The sequence below is a fragment of the Oxalobacteraceae bacterium OTU3CAMAD1 genome (assembly GCA_024123915.1).
Lineage (GTDB): Bacteria > Pseudomonadota > Gammaproteobacteria > Burkholderiales > Burkholderiaceae_D > Rugamonas.
Genome location: CP099650.1, coordinates 3,567,737 through 3,586,257, shown reverse-complemented (window position 1 = coordinate 3,586,257; position 18,521 = coordinate 3,567,737). Strand labels below are relative to the sequence as shown.

Sequence of the window (18,521 nt, the reverse complement as noted above, 5' to 3'; positions counted from 1 at the left end):
AAGGAGACACCAGTATGGACAGTTACGCCGCTCCAACTCAGCATTCGACAGTGCCGGACGTCGCGCCGGCGCGGTGGCGGGTCGTGATCATGTGCTTTCTCGCGATACTGCTCGACGGCTTCGATACGACATCGATCAGCTTTGTCGTGCCCACCCTTGCGCGGGAATGGGGGGTGGCGCCGGCGGCGTTCACGCCCGCCTTTATCACGACCAGCGTTGGGGCGGTGATCGGCTACCTGCTCAGCGGACGGTTGACATACCGTTTCGGTGAACGACAGGTCATCCTCGGCAGCGTGCTGCTGTTCGCGTGCGGATCGCTCGTGACCTGCTTCGTCGGGTCGATATCGGAACTGGCGCTCTTGCGGCTCGTTACCGGCATCGGATTGGGGGCCGTGTTGCCGGCCGCGATAGCCACGGCCGCGAATCAATTTCCCGCCAATCGGCGCGAAGTGGTCGCCGTCGCGGTGGCCGCCGGCATCGGCCTGGGCAGCACGCTGGGGGGCGTCTTCGGTGGCGGCTTGATCGCGCGGCATGGTTGGGAAGCAGTGTTTTGGCTGGGCGGCCTGCTGCCGTTGCTGCTACTCCCGTTGATGTGGTGGGGCCTGCCTGCTGGCGCCAAGCGAAAGACGGCCGAGCCAAACGCCCGCTTCGAGGCCGGCATTCGCAGTCTCTTCACGAACGGACTGGCAACCGGCACCGTGCTGCTGTGGGCGTATTCCTTCTTGATCTTCCTGGCGCTCTACGCGTTGATTTTGTGGATGCCGACACTGCTGCTCGGTTACGGCTTCAAGCCGACCGAAACATCGATCGGTACCGCGTGCATCGGCGTGGGCGGCTTGGCGGGGGTCATCCTCCTCATTCCTTTATCGTGGCGGTTCGGCGGTTCCCGCGTGCTCGTGTTTGCCTCGCTGCTCGGTGCGGCGGCCGTCGCCTGCCTCGGCCTCGTCGGACTTGAGCGGGGTCAATTGCTGCTGACCATAGCTGTCATCGGCATGGGACTCCAGGCGGGAACGGTCGGTCAAATCGCCCTTGCCGTGAAGCTCTACCCCACTGCCACGCGGACCTCCGGTGTGGGTTATGCGGCGGCGGCGGGACGCATCGGATCCATACTCGGGCCGGCGATCGGCGGCATGCTGCTATCGCTGCAAATGCCACCGAGTCAAATCCTGCTGACCGCGTGTGTTCCGATCGCGGCCGCCGCACTGGCCGTCGGCCTCCTCGATTTTCATGGCCGCAGGAAGTAGCCCTGGTCCGTCTAAGCCGGCCATACGCCGTCAGGAGGTTGATATGCAGAATGTGAGCCACGCACTGAGCCTGGCGTCGCTCCATGGACATCGCGTTTTCCGATCGACCAGGAAAGTGGATTGCCATGCCCAGGTCGCCAGGGAATTGTCGGAACACGATTTGTTCTGGAAGGGCGACGACGTCGATACCGTGCTGTTCAAGGCGACGATCCGGCAGTTGCAGATTTACTTGCTCAGATATGGCGCCGAAGTGATCGTCCGGCCCCGCCTGTTCGATGGGTTTGCGCTGGTCCACATGACCTTGAGCGGCACGGCGGAGATCGAATCCGACGGCCAGAAAGTGCGCATCGCGCAAGGCCGGACAGCGTTGATCGCACCGAAACGGAATGTGCGGCTGTGGTGGCAAGCGGGGTCCGAGCAGCTGATTTTGAAAGTGCCGCTGGCCTTGTTCGACGAGTTGAGCGCGCAGGCGCACACGGGGCCGGCCGACTTGCCGTCGCTGTTCCTGCTGCCCGAGCGGTTGCTGTCGCACTGGGAAATGCTGGTCCAGTCGCTGCTGCGCCTGGTGGCCCTGCCCGGCCACGACGACGGCAACAGCGCCTGGATCAATCATTTCGAACGCGGCGCGGTGCAATTCCTGTTGTCGCAGATGGCTCCGACCGGCCGGGCCGCCCCCGGCGGGGCCGGCTCGGCCGGCTTGGCAGCCGAAGCATCCGCCGAAAGCCTGGTCGGCGCCGGCAAGTCGCAGCGCCTGGACGTGCTCGAAAAATACATCAAGACGCGTCTAAGCGCACCGCTGGCATTGGCCGACCTGGCGAACGCGGCCGGCGTCAGCGTGCGCACCCTCAATGCGCTGTGCCACCAGCACCATGGCGTCGCCCCCATGGACCTGCTGCGCAATATCCGCCTCGACGCCGCGCGCGAACGCCTGCTTGTTCAGCCGGATGCCAACATCACGGACACCGCCTTCGAGTTCGGCTTCGGCCACCTGGGCCGCTTTTCAGCCTACTATCGCGAACGTTTCAGCGAGCTGCCGAAACATACGCGGCGATGCGCACGCTGACCTCCTCCAAATGAATGAACTCGTTCGGCGACGCTCGTACTTGCAAATTCTAATAATCCCAAAAAAGAAGAGCCCCTAACGATCAGCGGCTTCGTCTCATCCATTTGCCTTGCCGCAGCCAGCATCTGGCTGCGCGGCCAGGTCAAGGAAGCATTCGACACCGCGCAGGAATAGTCATTCGGCGAACAGCTCCACCACCAGGCGCCGCAGCCAGCGCCCGCCTTCGTCGCGCTGATAGCGGCGATGCCAGAACATATTGGTCTGCAAGGGCGGCAAATCGAGCGGCGTGGGCGTATAGCGCAGCCGGAACTGTCCGGCGGCGCGCTCCACCATCTTTTGCGGCACCGTCGCCACCAGGTCCGTGGTGCTGACAATGTAAGGTCGACGCCACCTTGGCCTTCATGTTTGAAACGCGCGATGTGATCTGCCCGACCGCGCAGGCGCTCGCCTCGCCCCAGCTGCAGCCGGACTACTACCAGTGCTGGCAGGGCTTCAAGAAAAACTTCAGGTAACCCGCTCGCCAGCTGTACGTGTCGGCAGTGCCGCATATCACGTGGCAAGATGGCCCAGAGCTGGCAGCCTGTTCGCAGGACGCCATGCGAAATACCAGGCGCGAATTCAAGCCAGCGCCGCCTGACGTAACACGTCTTCGGCCCATTGATTCAAGCTCTTGCCGTGGGCGGCGGCGGCAATTGCCGCCGCCTCGTGTAGCGAAGGATCCACTCGCAGGGAGAACTTGCCGGAAAATTGTTTGCGCGGTTCGACGCCGTCGGCAGCGCAAGCTTCGAGAAAGATCTTCAGCGAAATCATACCCTCCCTTTGCAGTCCCTCGACATCCTTAGCGTAAAAATCCGCTCCACCATTAAGCCCAAGAAATTCGCCGCGGAACAGTTGGATTTCGGGATCGAAAGCAATCACGGCCCGGTGGCCGCCGATGGTCATTGTATTTTGCATACTCATGGCTTAACTCCGTTTTCTTCGAACCATTTTCGGATAGACGCCAGCGCGCCCTTATCCGTCATGGGTTCTGGATGTGGCCGGTGAAACACGCGCCTCTCGCCGAACAACCGCACTAAAACGCGCGAACCTTCGCGCTCTTCGACACTCGCGCCCAATTCGATGAACAAAGCTTCGACATCGGCCCAACGGACATTTGCCGATGTTGGCCGTGCGAAAACCAACTCCAAAGTCCTTTGGTGCTTGCGTCTCATAACTCCATGGTAGCAGAAAATGGTATCAATCCATGCTGCGACAAGGTCCACACTTGCTCAAATTTGCATTAAAAAGCTCGCCGAAGCTGGCAGCAGCGCAACCGTTGGCCGTATCGCTCCGTGGATCGGCGCCAGAGGCTAATATTGCACCGGAAATTTACAAAGCGCTCGCAGCAGATGAGCTCGGCCGGTGGGACGCAGTGGTCCACCCCGACGTCGTCGCCAATAGTCCCCCCGGGCGCCATATCGGCGGCCCGACCACTGTGACGCCGCCGCCGGAAATCAAGGGATGGGTGCGTCGGTCGAGCAATCGCAGCGCAAACCGAAATGCTGCTCATCCCGTTCGCGTAGTTCCCGAATCGCGTCCGCGAAACTGATCGGCGCTTCCTGCGGTACGTTGTGTCCGACGCCAGGCAGTACGCGGCGGTCATAGAACCCGATGAATTTTCTGGCATCCTCGTCCTCCGGAAGCGGAGGATCGACGCCGTCGTCCGCCCCCAGCAACGCAATGCTCGGAACCGAAATATCGGGTTGGCGTGCCAATCTCGCTTCGATCTCTGCATAGGCCGGATCGCCTTCAATGACGCCGTACCGATGCCGGTAGGAATGGATGACGACATCGACAAAGTCGGGATTGTCGAAAGAGACTGCGGTTCGCTGAAATGTGTCCTCATCGAACGACCACGATGGTGACCAGGTCTTCCAGAGAAGCCGACTGATTTCGCCCCGCTTCTCGTCCAGGCCCCTGCGGCCCCGCGCCGTGTGGAAGTAGTATTGATACCAGTCGCGTGCCTCCTGGTCCGGCATACCTGGCTTGGCGGCGGCGGTGATGTCCTGGATGTTGTAGGCCATACCGGCGCTGACCAAGCCGACTACCCTCTCGGGCCATAGCGCGGCGACGATACAGGCAGCTCTACCACCCCAATCGTAGCCGCCGAGAATCGCCTCTTGAATGCGAAGGCCATCCATCAATGCCAGCAGATCCGCGCCGAGCGCCGCCTGCTCACCCGAGCGCGGCGTATCCGAAGACAGGAACCGCGTGGGGCCATAGCCACGCAAAAATGGGACGATGCAACGGTGCCCGGCGCCGGCAAGACTAGCCGCAACCTCGTCAAACGCGTGGGCATCGTAGGGAAAGCCATGGAGAAGAATGGTCGGAACGCCGTCCGCAGGGCCTGCCTCGTAATAGGCGACATCCAGCACGCCTGCCGACACACGATTTAAGATAAGCAGCTGTGGCATCGCCGACCACCCTACCTTGGTCGTTTTCCGCGACGGGACGCGGTCCGCGCGCCGCTGCTTTTACGTCGCGAGGCAGACCGACGGGCAGGCTTGTGCGCGTGCTTCTTCGTCTCGCCCGCCTCGGCGCGCTGTTTATTGACGATACGCGAAGCCACCTCCTCCTCCCTGCCTTTGTAACGTCCCTCCTTTTTAAATTTCCGCTCGATCTTTTTGTATTCTCGTTCGCGCTTCGGATTGGCACCTGTCGGCATGACACGCTCCCTTAAAAATGAAATTCAGGATACTTTTTGGCAGGCCGGCTGTATGCGAAGTTCCGCACACTTTGCGAAATAAAAAATGAGGGGCAGCCGGGATCACCATGCGAATTGCAGGGCGACCGAAGCTATGGGTGATTTTTTAGCCATTCCAAACGACGTTGATCAGGTAAATGCTTGACCGAAAATTTCTCAAATCTGGCTTCAAACCCGTCGCCGTCTGGACTAGCAGCCATTAGTCCGACCATTACTGGAGTATTGTCCTCAAGCGGCGCATTTCTGACCATGACATAGTTTTTGTCATCTAAAGAATAAAAAATTTCTACGGCATCCAATCTGCGAACGACCTTGATCCAGACAAAAGGAGGTACTTTCTCAAGTTCTATAACACTCCAGTCACTCTTTTCATGGGTCACTACGGTACTAATGTTAAATTTTCCATCTACAAATTCGACACCGGTCTTAATGTAATTTTTATGATCAGTTCTGATCATTAATCCCATTTGATCGAAACGTGCTTTATAGGAGCCGATGAGTTTAACTTTGGCTTCAAACTCTCCACCGTAAGTCGCATAGTAAAAAGGACCATCGTCCACCGTAAAACCATAATGTGATATCCGCCAATAATCGGTTTTAGGCGTGACCTGCATAATCAGCGCGTTATTTTTAATTTCCCAAAGTTCAGGTTGATTGTGCCATTGTAATTTCTCCAGGTTTTGTGCATTCATTTCGCCAATGTTAAATAACAGGCTTAGTGTCAGAAGGAATTTTTTCATATTTTTTCGCATTTTAAATTTGTTCATGATCAATATTATATCGCTTCTCCAAAACCAAATTCCATAGTCAGCTGAGGCATTTGCCGGCACCTGGAGCGGGCTAGTTCTCAAAGTCGTAGCGCAGGGTGACGCCGACCTTGCGCTCCTCCCGTAGCGGCACCCTGGCGTAGCCGCCGGCGACGCCGCCTTGATAGACGGCGAAGCCGCCCCGGTCGACCGAGCGGTCGAACAGGTTTTGGCTCCACAGGCTCAGTTCCCAGTGCTGGTCCCTGGAACGTACGCCGAGGTACAGGTCGACCGGCGTGTACGAGGCGATCCGATGGTCGATCTGCTGGTTGTAGGCGGGTGCGACGTAGCGCGCCATGCCGCGAACAAAACCATCGACCTTGCCCAGGCCGTGGCTGTATTCCGACTGCAGCACGATTCCCAGCTTGCCCGCCTCGTTGCCGTAGCTGTCGGCCAGCGGCCGATTGCTGTTGCAGACAGACACTTGCCGGCCCGGCTGCATCCCCGTGCCGCCACTATCGGGCACGCCGTCGTTGTTGTCGTCGTTGCAGTAAAGTGAAGCATTGTCATAGCGGGCGTTGATGTAGCTGGCCGATAAGTTGGCGCGCCATGCGGGCGATATCAGCCAAGCCGCGCTCATTTCGATGCCGCGCGAGAGCACGTCGCCATTGGTGTTGAAGTTCAGCGCACCGGTGGCCAGATCGGCCTGATAGCTGCCGCCCGGCCCGGGCCCAGCGGGCTCGCCAGGGATGGCCGCGACGCGCGCGTACACGCCGTTGGCGCGGCCGATATAGTTCTTGATTTTCTGCTGGAAGATATCGGCGTTGAAGGTCACCTTGCGTGCCAACAGTTTGCTCTTGAAGCCCAACTCCAGCGAGTTCGACCTCTCCTCCTTGTAGATGATATAGCTTGGGTCAAGTCCCTGCGCGGTCACGAACGACACCGATCCGCCCGGCCGGAAGCCGCCCGCGTAGCTGGCGTAGACCATGGCATCCTTATTCAGGTTGTGCTTGTAGCTGGCCGATCCTGTCCACGCCGATTGCCGCAGCGACGCCAGCGCCTCCGGCAGCGACGGCGAGACGGTGCCGAACACGCTCAAGTATTGTTGGGTGTACGATTTGGCCTTTTGCATGCGCACGCCAAGCTCGAGTTCATCGGCCGGCGTCAGCGCCAAGCGGTGGTCGGTGAAGAAGGCCGAGCTGCCGCTGAAGGCGCCCGGGGCCGTATAACCCTTCAGCTCGATGGACAGCGGTGCCGCATACGGCGCGGGGAAATAGTAGGCGTAGGGCTGAGTGAAGACCGAACTGGCGTCGGTATGCGAATAGTAGGCGCCGACCATGTAGTTCCAGAAGGCGGGCCCGGTGGACTCGAAGCGTAGCTCATGCGTGCGCTGCAGGGCGCCTATGTTGACTCGCTGCTGGTACTGGAACCCGGCGATGACGTTGGCCTGGTCCAGATCGCGGTCGTCGGTCTCCTTGCTGCGCTGGAAGCCGCCGATGTAACTGAGCCTGTGCGTGCCGAGATCCCAGCTGGCGTTAAGCGATGTCAGCCGGGTATCGGAGTGAAATGCGTAGTTGCCCTCGGCCACGGCGGTACGGTCGTCGGCGTCGAGCGCAGGTCCCGCCGCCTGGCCGGGCGCCGGCCTGCCGCTCACGGTCGGATAATTGATGTTCCTGTCGTTCAGGCGCTGGTGCACCAGCAACAGCTCGACCGACTTGACCGGCTGGTACAGCACCGACACCCGGAGTCCGCGCGCGCGGTCGTGGTTGTCGCTGCCGTTGCTGACGTTGTGCACGCCGTTTTCGGTGTCGTCGGCCAGGCCGGCGACACGCACCGCCAGCTTGCCCTCGATCACCGGCAGGTTGACCGCCAGCTGCGTGTTGCGCTGGCTGCGTGAACCGAAGGTTTGGTTGATCCTGCCGCCCAGCATGTCGAGTTCGGGGCGCGCCGTGCCGATGGTGATCGCGCCGGCCGGCGAGGTCTGGCCGCGCAAGGTGCCCTGCGGCCCGCGCAGCACCTCGATGCGGCCGATGTCGAACATGGCGCGGAACGCATCCGAGGTGCTGATGGGCGTTTCATTCCAGTACACCTGCACCGTCGGGCTGGCGCCGGTGTCGGGGTCGAACGTGACGCCGCGCAGCGAGACGTTCTGGCCGCGTCCGTCGGCCGGATTGAGCACCAGGCCGGGACTGAGCTTTTCGACCTCCTCGAATTTTTGCACGTTCATCTTCAGCAGCGATTCGCCGGTGATGGCGTCGACCGACATCGGTACCGACTGGATGCCCTCCTTGCGCTTGGAGGCCGTGATGACGACCTCCTGGATGCCATCGGCCGGCGCTTGCGCGGCGGCGGGAAAGGCGCAGCTCACAGCCAGTGCGCAAGCGCTTATTTTGATGCCGATATTATTTTCCAAGTTACGTCTCCTGAAGCATGCGCGCACCGGTCCTCCGGCGCCGCTGATCGATGATCCGGACGGCGCCTGGCTGGTGGCGGTAATGATTAAAAGGGGTGGCGCGGTGGGGGCGCCGGCTATCGCGCGCAAGCGCTCGGCCGGCACCTGTTGGGCGCAGCCCGGGGCGGCGCGCTTACTTGGCGCCGGGCGCGGCTTGGGCCGGTGGCGGGGGCAGTTTGTGCAGGTCGGCGTCGATCGCGGCCAGCACGGCGTCGGTGAACGCATCCGGTGCGAAGTCCTGCAACGAACGGAGCGTCAAGCCGCGCGCCTGTTCGATCTGGTCGTCGGCACCGAGCGCAGGCAGGTGCTTGATCAACACGGCCTTGGCGGCCGGGTAATCCAGCAGCTCCCCCACCGACGAATCGATCGATGGGGCCTGCGCGGTGGCCGCCGCCGCCGGCTTGGCTCCGGCTTGGGCTTGCGCCATCGCCTGTTGCGTGGCCGCCGCCGCGATCAGGATGGCCGCCGCCGCGAGAGTTTTGTATGCCTTCATGTTGTCTCCTGTTGCTGTTTTTTATAAATGCCATTAACGAATGTCGTCGTGGTCGCTGGCGCCTCCGACGTTGCCGGATGTGCCTGGGCAGTGCCCTGGGGAACAGTAGAATTCAGACGCAAACCGCTGTCAACCTTGGAGCGCGCAGAGAAATGATCGATCGCTAAATCGTCGGAAATTACAACGAATAAGCCGCGTCTAGTCCAAACGAACGATGACGCCGGCATTCGCCATCCTTAGCCTGCATCCCCAGCTACGGCCGCGTGCAAAAAAAACAGCAAGCACGATCACTGCGGACCGTATTGATGATCACAGGAGACCAGCCGCATGCATCTTAACCGTAGAGATTTCCTGTCCGCCACCGCCGCTCTGGGCGGCATGGCCGCCTTGCCGACGCTGGCCGCCCAGCCCGCGCCGGATTGGCGCAAGGCCTTTGAACAGCCGGAGGGCATGGCGCGCCCGTGGGTGCGCTGGTGGTGGCCAGGTGGTGTGGTCGACGACGACGAACTGCGCCGCGAGATCGGCGTGCTCAAAACGGCGGGCTTCGGCGGCGCCGAAATCCAGGCCTTCAATCCGGCCATCCCAAAGCTCACCAAAGACGAACGCGCGCGCCTGAACGATTTCGCCAATCCCGCCTACTTCGGCCACGTCAAGGCCGTCGCCGGCGAGGCCTTGCGGCAGGGGCTGCAAATCGATTGCACCTTCGGCTCGGCCTGGCCCTCGGGCGGCGGCTTTGCGGTCACGCCCGAATTGGCGCTGCTGGAACTGACGCCGGCCATCACCCCGGTCGTGGCGCCGCTGCAAGGACCGCTACGCTTGACCATGCCGGCCAACACCAAGAAATTCGGCACGCTGTCGTCCCTCGACGCGCGCAGCAAAGACCCGCGCGCGGCCGACTGGCGCGCGCGCCTGGCCGCGCGCCAGAAGCTGGTGGCGATCGTGGCGGTCAAGGGCGCGGCGCCCACGCTGGAAAACAACAAGACCTATCGCAGCGCCGTCGTCAAGACGGCGGGGCTGCTGGAGCAGGCGCAAGGCATCGTGCTGACCGACAAGCTGGGCGCCGATGGTGTGCTCGACTGGACGCCCCCAAGCGCCGGGTCGTGGCAGATCGTCGTCTTCAAACAGTTCGCGGTCGACAGCGGCGTCATGGCCGGCGTCGGCGAAGGGCCGCAACTGGTGCTCGACCATTTCAACGCGGCGGCGTTGGCGGCGCACACGCGCCGCGTCGGCCAGCCGTTGACCGCGATGGGGCGTGAGAAGGCCGGCCTGCGCGGCAACTTCATCGACAGCCTCGAGCTCATGCCGGACCTGTACTGGAGCGAGGATCTGTTGGCGCAATTCGAAGCCCGGCGCGGCTACGACCTGACGCCCTACCTGCCGCTGATCCTGCAGCCGGGCTGGATGGAAAGCTGGAACGCCCATGCCTCGCCGCCCTACTTCGACGCCGGCGCCGACGGCGAGCGGATACGCGCCGACTACCGCCTCACGCTGTCGGAGCTGTTGATCGATAACTTCTGGCGCCCGTTCGTCGCGTGGAACAAAGCCAATGGCTTCACCTCGCGCGTGCAGGCCCATGGCGGCCTGGCCGATCTGCTGCAATCCTACGGCCTGGCCGACATCCCCGAAACGGAGGACCTGGAATCGGGCGGCAATACGCACTTTCTGCGGCTGGCGCGCGCCGCCGCCGACCTGTACGGCCGCCAGCTGGTCGGCTGCGAAAGCCTGTGCTGGAAAGGCCGCGCCTTCGAGACCACCCCGGCCGACTGGCTGGCCCGCGTCAACCTGCTGTTCGCCAGCGGCGTGAACGCCATCGTCATGCACGGCTTCCCCTACGCCCTGCACGCCGACGCCTGGCCCGGCTGGTTCCCGTTCGCACCCAGCGGCTTCATGGACGGCTTCAGCTCCATGCTCAACGAGGCCAATCCATTGTGGGACGGCATGGCCGCGCTCAACGCCTATGTCGGCCGCACGCAGGCGGTGTTGCAGCAGGGCCGCAACGTGGTGCCGGTGTGCGTGTACTTCGGCGAGATCGGCTATTTCCATGGCATCGAACCGGCGGCCACCGAGCAACTGCTGCAAGCGCTGCTGGACGACGGTTACGACTACGACCGCATCAACGACGACGCCATCCTGCGCGGCCGTGTCGCTGGCGGCGTGCTGCTGACGCCGGGCGGCGCGCGCTACTCGGCGCTGGTGGTGCCCAAACGCGACGGCATGCGGGCGGCGACGGCGGCCAGGCTGGCGACATACGCCAAGGCCGGCCTGCGCATCGTCTTCATCGACGCCGTGCCCGACCGCGACGAAGGGTACCTGGACCATCGGCAGGCCGATGAACGGGTGCGCGCGGCGTTGAAGGCGGCCATGGCCGATGGCGCCCGGATCGCGGCGCCCGCCCGCTTGACCGCACTGCTGCGCCAACTGGGCGTGCCGCCCAACCTGAGCTTTGACGGCCCGCCGTGCATGTTCATCGAAAAGGCCCGCGACGGCCAGACCGTCTACCTGCTGCACAACCGGGGCGCGCGGGCGATGACGGTGCGCCTGCGCACCCGCGCCGCCGGCCATCCGCAGCGCTGGGACGCGGCCGACGGCAGCCAGACCAACATTGCGGCGCGGCGCATCGGCGGCGAGACGGCGGTGCAGGTGCATCTCGAGGCCGGCGCGGCCACGCTGTTGGTGTTTGCGCCCGCCAAGGCCCGTCGTACGGAGCGGCCCACTGTCGCCGGCGCCACGCTGGACCCGGGCGCGAACGGCTGGTCCTTCAACGCCAAGGGCCACAGCCTCGGCGGCCGCGTGATCGCGCGCGAAGCCGGACCCGGCACGCTGGGCGACTGGAGCGGGATCGACGGCATGGCCGACTTCTCAGGGCGCGGCAGCTACACCACGACGTTCTCGCTCGACAAAGCGTGGACGACCGGGAACGACCGCGTCCGGCTCGACCTCGGCGCCGTCCACGACATGGCGCGCGTGACGGTCAACGGCAAGCCTTACGGCCCCGTCCTCGCCCCGCCCTACGCGCTCGACATCACCGACGCGCTGCGCGCCGGCCGCAACGTGCTGGAGGTGGTCGTCTCCAACAGCCCCAACAACGCGATGATCAACCCCAGGCTGCCCGGGCTCAAGGCGCTGACGCCAAAACCTGCCGGACTCATCGGCCCCGTCCAATTGCAACGCCACCACAGAAAGACCGACGCATGAAAAAACCAATCCCCTCCGCCATGGCGCTCGCCGCCGCGTTGCTCATCGCCGCCGGCGCCCGTGCCGGCGAAGCGCCGGCCACGCCGGAACAGCGCGCCCGCGCCCTGACCGACCAGCTGACCTCGGACGAGCAATTCTCGCTGCTGCGCAGTTACTTCCCGGCGTTCCAGAAAAAGCTGCCGCCCGACGCCATCATCGGCGCCGGCTATATCCCGGGCGTGCCGCGCCTGGGCCTGCCGTCCCTGCGCGAGACCGACGCCGGCATGGGCGTGGCCAACCTGCTCAACAAACGCGTCGATGATGTCGCCACGTCGCTGCCGTCCGCACTGGCGCTGGCCGCCAGCTGGGACCTCGACCTGGCCTACCACGGCGGCGCGATGATAGGCGCCGAGGCGCGCGCCAAGGGGTTCAACGTGTTGTTGGCCGGCAGTGTCAACCTGGTGCGCGACCCGCGCAACGGCCGCAACTTCGAATATCACGGCGAGGACGCGCTGCTGTCGGGCCGCATGGCCGGCCATGCGATCCGTGGCGTGCAAAGCAACCAGATCCTCTCGACCGTCAAGCACTACGTCATCAACGACCAGGAGACCGGACGCAACGTGCTGAGCGCGAAGATCGGCGAAGCGGCGCTGCGCGAAACGGATCTGCTGGCGTTCCAGCTGGCGATCGAGATCGGCAAGCCGGCCGCCGTCATGTGCGGTTACAACCGCATCAATGGCATTTATGCGTGCGAGCACGATTTCCTGCTTAACCAGGTGCTCAAGGGCGACTGGGGCTATCCGGGATGGGTGCAGTCGGACTGGGGCGCCGTGCACAGCGCCGCGCCGGCCGCGCTGGCCGGGCTCGACCACCAGTCCGGCTACATTTTGGACGCCAAGCCGTATTTCGGCGACCCGCTGAAGGCGGCCGTCGCCGCAGGCGAGGTCAGCCCGGAACGCATCCGGGAGATGGCCTACCGCATCGTGCGCAGCATGTACGCCACCGGCCTGATGGACCGCCCGGTGCCGGATGCGCCGCAAAGCATCGACTACGCAGCGCACGCGCAAGTCAGCGAGCAGGCGGCCGCCGCCGGCGCCGTCCTGCTAAAAAACACCGGCCAGCTACTGCCGCTGGCGGGCAAGCTCAAGACGATCGCCGTCATCGGCGCCCACGCCGACATCGGCGTGCTGTCCGGCGGCGGCTCGTCGCAGGTACGGCCGGTCGGCGGTCCCGCGCTGGAAATCAAGCCAAGCGGTTTCGCGTCAGCGTTCTCGCGCATCACCTATTTCCCCAACGCGCCGCTCGCCGCGCTGGTCAAACGCATGCCCGGCGCGACCATCCGCTACGCCAGCGGCGAAGATGCGGCGGCGGCCGCCGAACTGGCCAGGACCAGCGACGTCGCCATCGTCTTCGCCGAGCAGTGGACCACCGAGGGCGAGGACGTGCCCAACCTGGCGCTGCCGGGCAAGCAGGATGAGCTGATTCGCACCGTCTCGGCGGCCAACCCCGGCACGGTGGTGGTGCTGGAAACGGGCGGACCGGTGCTCATGCCATGGCTCGATCAGGTCGGCGCGGTGCTGGCGGCGTGGTATCCGGGCGCGGCTGGCGGCGACGCCATCGCCGCCGTGCTGACCGGCGAAACCGACGCGGCCGGACGCTTGCCACTCACCTTCCCGCGCGGCGAAGACCAGCTGCCCCGTCCCGTCATTCCCGGCCTGGCCGAGAAAACCAATGCCAAGGGCGAGGTCACCTATGGTCTGGCTGCGGGACTGAAGGAATTCGAGGTCGACTATGACATCGAAGGCGCCGACGTCGGCTACCGCTGGTTCGAACGTACCGGCAAACAGCCGCTGTTCCCCTTCGGCTACGGGCTGTCCTATACCAGCTTCGGTTACCAGCAATTGCGCACCGGCGGCAAGGACCCGCTCACGCTCAGCTTCACGGTCAAGAACACCGGCAAGCGCGCCGGCACCGACACGCCGCAAGTCTACATGGCCGTGCCGGGCCGCGACGGCAAGCCCATCTCCAGGTTGGTGGGATGGGGCCGGGTGACGCTCAAGCCGGGCGAATCGCGCCAGGTGTCGGTCAAGATCGATCCGCGCACGGTGGCCAACTTCGACACCGCCGCGCGGCGCTGGCAACTGGCGCCCGGCAGCTACCAGGTGGTGGTCGGCCGCCACGCCGGCGACCGCGTATTGAGCGCGGCAATGCGGCTGCCCAAAATGTCGATACTGCCTTGAGCTGATGTACGCGGGGCGGATTGGCGCGGGGCCAGCCGCCCCGCATGATTGAGCGCGGCGCCCGATTCAGTGGGCGGCAACGGGCGCCAAGGGCTCCGGCGCCACCATGACGACCTCGACGCCGGCACGCTCAAGCGAACGCAGCGCTTCCACCGGCGCGCCGGTGTCGGTGATCACACACTTGACGCGGTTCAGGGCGCACAGGACGAGGCCGGCCCGGGACGCGAACTTGGAGCTGTCGGCCAGCACGATCAGTTCCTCGGCCTGCGAGATCAGCTGCGTTTCGGCCCGGATCAGCAAGGGGTCGTCCTCGAACAGGCCGCGCTCCGAGATGCCGTGCACCCCGAGGAACATCCGGGCGGCGTAATGATGCTGGCTGACCAGATTCTCGAACGGGCTGAGCACGACATTCTGCTCACGGTAGACCTTGCCGCCGGTGAGCGACACCTCGTTGTCGCTGGAGCGGCTCAGTTGCGCGGCCATCGGAAAGGAATTGGTCAATATCTTGAGTTTGGTGTCGGTCAGGAACTCGGCCATCATATAGGTGGTGGTGCCGCCGTTGATGATGATCGAACCGCTGTGGCCGCACATCGCGGCCGCGCGCCGGGCGATGGCGCGCTTTTGGGCGCTGGCGGTGTCGATGTTTTCATGGAAGGTCGGGCCGCCGTCGCCGAACGCCCGCTCCTCGTTGGGCAGATGGGCGGCGCCGCCGCGCACGCGCCGCAGCAATTTTTGCTGTTCGAGCCACGCGATGTCGCGCCGCACGGTGCAGATCGAGGTGTGGAGCAGGCCGCCCAGCTCCTCCACGCTGGCTTGCTGGTGCATCGCGAGCAGCTTCAATAGGCCTTGGCGGCGCTTGTGTCTCATCATGGTCATCTCCTTGTTATTGTGGGGCAGTGTCATGATGGTCACGCTTCGCGCGTGACGGGACATCGTCCATTCGGACCAGTGGTCATACGACGGCGGACGTGGGCGGCGCTATTTTTCCGCGTAGGAAAGGCCTAAAACGCCGTTCAACAAGATCCGCACCAGTTCGCTTTGCCGGGTGACGCCGGCCTTGGAGAAAATGGCGCGTAGGTGGGCGCGCACCGTGTTGCGGCGAATGCCGAGCTTCTCGGCGGCCTCGTCGAGGCTCAGGCCGTTGACCAGTTCGATGGCCAGATTGGCCTCGGCCGGCGTGAAGTCGAACAACTGGCGCGCGATGTCCTGCGCGGCGATGGCCAGCGCGTCCGGGTCGCGCAGGAAGACGGCGTACGCCGGCTGCGCCCGTGCCTCGGACTCCTCCAGCAACGGGATGCTGCGCACCACGGCGGCCAGTTTGCGCCGGCCCTGCGGCCGGCTCAGGGACATCGCCGTCACCGTTCCCGGATACTCGTGCGCGCTGTCCAGCAAGCGGCGCAAGTCGCGCGTGTCGGCCGGGGTGCAACCCTCGAGCTGGCGCTCGACCAGCCTGACGCCGTCGCCACCGTTGAGCATGTGGCAGGCGACCGGGTTGGCCCGCAGCAGTTGGCGGCGCTCGTCAAGCACGATGACGCCGATGTTGAGCCGGTCCAGGCCCTCTTCGTAGATTTCGCGCTCGGATTCATTGCGGTTAACCTGCGCCGCCAAGGTCATCGCTTGCTTGATGTGCGGCACGAGCACGGCCAGGCGGGCCTTCTCTTCTCCGGTGAACGGCGGCAGGTCCCGGGTCCGGTGCAGCCGCAGGCGCGACACCGTGCCCGCGCGCGTGGTGATGTTGACGCCCATGACGCCCCCGCTGTGGGATGCCATGAGGGGCCGCAGGAAATCGCGGTTGAATTCGCAGGCGAGCCACTGGTCCTCGCCCATCACGTCGGCAATGGTGAGCACCTGCTCGGGGGGCAGCTCCAGAAAGGGGTCCAGCTTGTACCATGTGGAGCGGTATTCCAGTTCGGTCTTGGCATGGCTGGGCATGCAGACCAGATAGCCAAGGTCGAGCGCCGTCGACGGGCGCAGCACGAAGGTCGCGTTGGTCACCTGAAAATACTCGACGAGCAGCTCCAGACACCCGCGCCACGGTTCCCGTTCCTGCACCGAATGATAGATCGCCAGGATCACCCGGTTGAGCAAATCGGCCCCGCCATCGGACACGACCCCGCCCACCGGCAGCGCTAGCAGTTGATTCATGACGGGTCCCCAGAGCGAACCCGGCTTCGGCGCGCCGCGCGGGCGGCCGGCCGGGCTATGTTAGAAAGCAATGGCTTGCAGTCTAGCACCGGGCCTGCGGGCCAGCAATAGCGCGGCTCCGCGCGTCAACCATGCACTCCGCCATCGATGCGGATCGATTGCCCGCTGAGATAGGCGCCGTCCGCCGACGCCAGCATGGCCACCACGGCGGCGACCTGGTCGGACTGGCCGAATGTGCGGTCCGGGCGCGCCAGGTTCATAAACAGGCGCATGTCGGCGTCCTCCACCGGGATGGTCGCCATCGACTCGACCATCGGCGTCAGTATGCCGCCCGGCACGATGGCGTTGACCCGCACCCCGCGCAGCATGTATTCCTTGGCCAGGGCCTGCGTCAAGCCCAGCACGCCGCCCTTGCTGGCCGAATATGCGGCCATGTAGGGATGGCCGAACTGCGCCGCCGTCGATGCCGCGTTGACAATATTTCCGCCCGATTTTTCCAGGTGGGGCAAGGCTTCGCGGCAGCACAAAAAGGTGCCCAGCAGATTGACCTGGATGATCCCCATGAACTGTTCGACGGTGGTCTCGGTGCTGTGGCTGGCGCGCAGTATGCCGGCCATGTTGATCAATACATCGAGGCCGCCGTCGGCGGAGAACCGTCCGACCAGCCGCCGTACCGCTGTCTCGTCGGCCACCGACGCCTCGACCCGGCTGGCGATGCCGCCGTAGCCGGCCGCCGCGTTGGCCTGCTCGGCCGACTCGATCAGCCCCTTCTGGTTGACATCGACCGCCAGCGCGTTGGCCCCCTCGCCGACCAGTCGCCGCAGGATGGCGCGCCCCATGCCGGAACCGGCGCCGGTGATGATCACGCGTTTGCCCTGGAAGCGCGGGGCCAGGATGGTTTGAGACACGATATTCTCCTTAATGTTGGTGGTGATGTTAAACGAATGGCGCTCGACGCCTTGCGTCCGGGCCGTTGAGCCCGGACGACGGTGTAGTCTCATTGAAAAGCCGGCACCGGACATCAGCCGAACGGACTAGCGAATATCGGCGCCGCCTAGTCCGATCGAACGATGCCGGCGCGCGGGGCGACTCCATAATGGCTCACATCCGGCCGCCTCGCATAGCCGGCCAAGGCCAGGACCACAGGAGTTGATGCATGAGTACAGACCCTCTTCCGTTTTCGACGGTTTTGAATGTTATCGAGTCGCCGTTACCGGATGCGCGGGCGCTGCGCGCGGCACTGGAGCGCGCCACGACCTCGACAACCCTGATCACCGCCAGCGGCCCGGACGGCGAGGTGGCCGGCATCGTCGCCACCGGCTTCAACTCCGTCCTGGGCACGCCGCCGCTGGTACTGTGGAGCCTGGCGAGCAACGCCGCCAACGCGGCATTGTTTCGGGACGCCAGCCACTGGGCGGTGCACATCCTTGCCCCTTGCCAAACCGATCTGCACGCGCGCGTCGCCGGGGCTTCGGACAATCCGTTTGAAGGGGTCGCGTTCGCGCGCGGCATCAAGGGCGTGCCGTTGCTGGAAGGCTGCATTGCCCGCTTTGTTTGCCGCCACGTTCACGCGTATGGGAGCGTTGAGCATCTCGCCTTGATCGGCGAGATCATCCAATTCCAGCCTGCGAAGATGAATGCGGATGAATACGACAGCGATGACGCGACATCCGAAACACCCGCCCCTGACGCTGACGTCAGAGCCGACTCGCTCGGTTTCCTGTTGGGCTCTGCATTCTTCCACATGTACGGCCAACTGCGCGAGGCCGGCGGGAAGATGGGATTCACCAATATCGAACTGTTCGTGATCATGGCGTTGGGGGAGCGGGCATGGCGCAGCCGCCACGAGATCAACGCGTTGCTTTACTACGGCGGACACTCGACCAACCTGCAAGTTTTGGACGATCTTGAGGCAAGCGGCATACTGGCTTCACGGACCGGCGAAAGCGAGCAGCCCGACGACATGGAGTTCGAGCTGACGCCCGGTGGCCAGGTCGCATTCGTCCGGTTCACACGGGTTGGCGCGGCGATCGAGGAGGACATGGAGCGCCTGCTTGGATCCTCGGCGAGCACCGTTTTGCGAACGCTGCTGCGCGAGTTCGTCAAGGAGACGGAAGATAGCAGGCCGGTGAAGTGGCGCTAGCGTTTCGCGGCGACTGTGGTCCATCGATTCAAGGGGGGCCACGCCGCGAGGGCGGCGGGCGGGCCGCGCCGAAGCCGG

Annotated in this window: 14 protein-coding genes and 2 pseudogenes; 6 read left to right on the top strand and 10 right to left on the bottom strand. The window is 64.2% G+C overall.

Going from position 1 to position 18,521, the window contains the following annotated elements:
• Positions 1-14: 14 nt before the first annotated feature.
• Both NHH88_15610 and NHH88_15605 read left to right on the top strand, forming a co-directional pair.
• The gene (locus NHH88_15610; GenBank protein USX17139.1) at positions 15-1,244 is read left to right on the top strand and encodes an MFS transporter; all 1,230 of its coding nucleotides are present in this window, start codon (positions 15-17) and stop codon (positions 1,242-1,244) included.
• 43 nt (positions 1,245-1,287) lie between these two features.
• The gene (locus NHH88_15605) at positions 1,288-2,307 is read left to right on the top strand and encodes an AraC family transcriptional regulator (GenBank protein ID USX17138.1); all 1,020 of its coding nucleotides are present in this window, start codon (positions 1,288-1,290) and stop codon (positions 2,305-2,307) included.
• Between the two features lie 174 nt (positions 2,308-2,481).
• Here NHH88_15605 and NHH88_15600 read toward each other — a convergent pair.
• Positions 2,482-2,688: pseudogene (locus NHH88_15600) on the bottom strand (LysR family transcriptional regulator).
• A gap of 8 nt (positions 2,689-2,696) precedes the next feature.
• Here NHH88_15600 and NHH88_15595 point away from each other — a divergent pair.
• Positions 2,697-2,819 (top strand): annotated as a pseudogene (locus NHH88_15595) (homogentisate 1,2-dioxygenase).
• Positions 2,820-2,925: 106 nt separating this feature from the next.
• On the opposite strand, the gene NHH88_15590 reads toward NHH88_15595, so the two are convergent.
• The 6 genes from NHH88_15590 to NHH88_15565 all read right to left on the bottom strand — a co-directional run bounded on the left by NHH88_15590 (position 2,926) and on the right by NHH88_15565 (position 8,741).
• Positions 2,926-3,267, bottom strand: coding sequence for a type II toxin-antitoxin system HicB family antitoxin (locus NHH88_15590; GenBank protein ID USX17137.1), 342 nt, complete (start codon positions 3,265-3,267; stop codon positions 2,926-2,928).
• Positions 3,264-3,518, bottom strand: coding sequence for a type II toxin-antitoxin system HicA family toxin (locus NHH88_15585; protein ID USX17136.1), 255 nt, complete (start codon positions 3,516-3,518; stop codon positions 3,264-3,266). Before NHH88_15585 ends, NHH88_15590 begins: the two co-directional genes overlap by 4 nt.
• A 282-nt stretch (positions 3,519-3,800) precedes the next feature.
• Complete coding sequence (locus NHH88_15580; GenBank protein USX17135.1) at positions 3,801-4,760, bottom strand: alpha/beta hydrolase; 960 nt, start codon at positions 4,758-4,760, stop codon at positions 3,801-3,803.
• Positions 4,761-5,142: 382 nt separating this feature from the next.
• A complete protein-coding gene (locus tag NHH88_15575; protein USX17134.1) occupies positions 5,143-5,817 on the bottom strand; it encodes a DUF1349 domain-containing protein in 675 nt (224 codons plus the stop codon).
• 73 nt (positions 5,818-5,890) lie between these two features.
• Complete coding sequence (locus NHH88_15570; GenBank protein USX17133.1) at positions 5,891-8,209, bottom strand: TonB-dependent receptor; 2,319 nt, start codon at positions 8,207-8,209, stop codon at positions 5,891-5,893.
• A 172-nt stretch (positions 8,210-8,381) separates the two neighbouring features.
• Positions 8,382-8,741, bottom strand: coding sequence for a hypothetical protein (locus NHH88_15565; protein USX17132.1), 360 nt, complete (start codon positions 8,739-8,741; stop codon positions 8,382-8,384).
• Between the two features lie 327 nt (positions 8,742-9,068).
• On the opposite strand from NHH88_15565, the gene NHH88_15560 reads away from it, so the two are divergent.
• On the top strand, positions 9,069-11,936 hold the full coding sequence (locus tag NHH88_15560) for a twin-arginine translocation signal domain-containing protein (protein ID USX17131.1): 2,868 nt from the start codon (positions 9,069-9,071) through the stop codon (positions 11,934-11,936).
• Positions 11,933-14,155: a beta-glucosidase gene (locus tag NHH88_15555; protein ID USX17130.1), complete on the top strand. Its 2,223-nt coding sequence runs from the start codon at positions 11,933-11,935 to the stop codon at positions 14,153-14,155. Before NHH88_15560 ends, NHH88_15555 begins: the two co-directional genes overlap by 4 nt.
• A gap of 66 nt (positions 14,156-14,221) precedes the next feature.
• Here the strand turns inward: NHH88_15555 and NHH88_15550 are convergent, their stop codons facing one another.
• The 3 genes from NHH88_15550 to NHH88_15540 form a co-directional block, all read right to left on the bottom strand.
• Entirely contained in the window at positions 14,222-15,025 is an 804-nt protein-coding gene (locus tag NHH88_15550) for a DeoR/GlpR family DNA-binding transcription regulator (GenBank protein USX17129.1), read from the bottom strand.
• A 108-nt stretch (positions 15,026-15,133) separates the two neighbouring features.
• On the bottom strand, positions 15,134-16,300 hold the full coding sequence (locus NHH88_15545) for a LuxR C-terminal-related transcriptional regulator (protein USX17128.1): 1,167 nt from the start codon (positions 16,298-16,300) through the stop codon (positions 15,134-15,136).
• Positions 16,301-16,425: 125 nt separating this feature from the next.
• A complete protein-coding gene (locus NHH88_15540; GenBank protein ID USX17127.1) occupies positions 16,426-17,208 on the bottom strand; it encodes an SDR family oxidoreductase in 783 nt (260 codons plus the stop codon).
• Between the two features lie 248 nt (positions 17,209-17,456).
• On the opposite strand from NHH88_15540, the gene NHH88_15535 reads away from it, so the two are divergent.
• Positions 17,457-18,443: a flavin reductase family protein gene (locus NHH88_15535; GenBank protein ID USX17126.1), complete on the top strand. Its 987-nt coding sequence runs from the start codon at positions 17,457-17,459 to the stop codon at positions 18,441-18,443.
• Positions 18,444-18,521 lie beyond the last annotated feature (78 nt).